This window comes from Mucilaginibacter sp., from assembly GCF_039207105.1.
In the GTDB taxonomy this organism is placed as follows: domain Bacteria; phylum Bacteroidota; class Bacteroidia; order Sphingobacteriales; family Sphingobacteriaceae; genus Mucilaginibacter.
In genome coordinates, this window is the sequence record NZ_JBCECK010000320.1 from 1 (window position 1) to 2,110 (window position 2,110).

Below are 2,110 nucleotides of genomic sequence, written 5' to 3' on the forward strand. Positions count from 1 at the left end.
GGTAGATATAGCCGTAAAAAATAGCAAGTATCCTAAAAAATATTTTATAAAAGAATTTTATTTCATTTTATACGTTAATGAAGAATTAAATTTTATTTATTTTATAAATAAAAGAATTAAATTTTATATAAAATAGACCAAAGTTCAAAACGGTATTTAGTATGAATTTTATGCATGCATAGTAAGTTGTTGATTTTCTTCCTGAAACTGATAAAATACCTGGATAACCTGCGAAAATAAGCTTGTTAAATATTGTGAAATTTTACTGTTGATGCTAACCAGGAAAAAATTAACTGCTTTAAAATTCGACCCTCTTAAATTAAATAACTTTTATATATCGCCCGATAAAAAAACTGGTTCAGTTTATTCAGTATGTGTTCAGCAGAATTTGATTCTCTCCAAATGAAAGCATTGATTTGGAAAATCAGCTGCTTTATCGACTCACCCCGACATTGCTACGCTCGTCGACCCTCTCTTCAGCTTCGCTGGAAAGAGGGTGAAAAACTTTAATCTTTTGTTTTTATCTTTTCTCTATTTTCCCAGACCCTTTTTCCGCCGTAGGCGAAGAGAGGGTGGTCCAGCATAGCATAGACCGGGTGAGTCAATTATATGCCATGCATTTTCGAGAACATCTCATGTGCCATAAAAAAGTGCAAAAAAAAACGTCCGGGGTTTTATACCCGGACGTTTTTATAAATATTGGGGTATAAGGTTATTTGTGCTGAATACCTTCAGCAAGCACAATTACCTTATTGTTTAATACCTCAACAACACCGCCTTTAATAAAAAAGACTTCTTCTTTGCCAGCGTTGCCGCCACGCACAGTTAACTTACCATCCTGTAAGGTCGAGATGATAGGAGCGTGGTGATTTAATATTTCAAATAATCCCAAAGCACCCGGAACGGTTACCGATGTGGCTTCGCCCTCGTATACTTTTTTATCGGGTGTAAGAATTTCTAAAGTCATTTTTTTTGTATCAAGTAGTTAGTATCAAGTATCAAGTATTTGTAATTAGTACCAAATAGTAATCTTGCTACTTGATACTAAATACTTGCTACTAATTATTAGCTTCAGCTAATAATTTTTTACCTTTTTCAATGGCATCTTCAATGCTTCCAACTAAGTTGAATGCAGCTTCAGGATATTCATCAACTTCGCCGTCCATGATCATGTTGAAACCTTTGATGGTTTCTTTAATGTCAACCAATACACCTTTTAAGCCGGTGAACTGCTCGGCTACGTGGAATGGCTGTGAAAGGAAACGCTGAACACGACGTGCACGTGATACAACCAGTTTATCTTCTTCAGATAACTCGTCCATACCCAAAATCGCGATGATATCCTGCAACTCTTTGTAACGTTGTAAAGTTTCTTTTACGCGTTGAGCTGTATTATAGTGCTCGTCACCTAAAATGGCCGGGCTAAGGATACGTGAAGTAGAATCCAGTGGATCCACAGCAGGGTAAATACCTAACTCCGCAATTTTACGTGAAAGTACAGTTGTAGCATCCAAGTGGGCAAATGTTGTTGCCGGTGCAGGGTCAGTCAAGTCATCCGCAGGTACGTAAACCGCTTGTACAGATGTGATTGAACCGCGTTTGGTTGAAGTGATACGTTCTTGCATGGTACCCATTTCGGTAGCCAGTGTTGGCTGGTAACCTACTGCCGATGGCATACGACCTAACAAAGCCGATACTTCAGAACCTGCTTGTGTAAAGCGGAAAATGTTATCAATAAAGAAAAGAATATCACGGCCTTTACCATCTTCTTCACCATCACGGAAGTACTCGGCAATAGTTAAGCCTGATAAAGCTACACGTGCACGTGCACCAGGAGGCTCATTCATTTGACCAAATACGAAGGTTGCCTTTGAATCTTTCAAAGCTTCGCTATCCACTTTGCTTAAATCCCAACCGCCTTCTTCCATAGAGTGGATAAAAGCATCACCATATTTTATAATGCCTGATTCAATCATCTCACGTAAAAGGTCATTTCCTTCACGTGTACGCTCGCCAACACCCGCAAATACCGATAAACCTGCATAAGCTTTAGCAATGTTGTTGATCAGTTCCTGGATCAATACTGTTTTACCAACACCGGCACCACCAA

Annotated in this window: 2 protein-coding genes; both read right to left on the reverse strand. The window is 38.6% G+C overall.

Going from position 1 to position 2,110, the window contains the following annotated elements:
- Positions 1-712: 712 nt before the first annotated feature.
- Positions 713-967, reverse strand: a complete 255-nt coding sequence (gene atpC / locus AAGC65_RS26095) for an ATP synthase F1 subunit epsilon (protein WP_290324902.1) — start codon at positions 965-967, stop codon at positions 713-715.
- Positions 968-1,058: 91 nt separating this feature from the next.
- Positions 1,059-2,110: F0F1 ATP synthase subunit beta (atpD, locus tag AAGC65_RS26100; RefSeq protein ID WP_343115380.1), on the reverse strand; the 1,052-nt coding region annotated here is incomplete at its 5' end.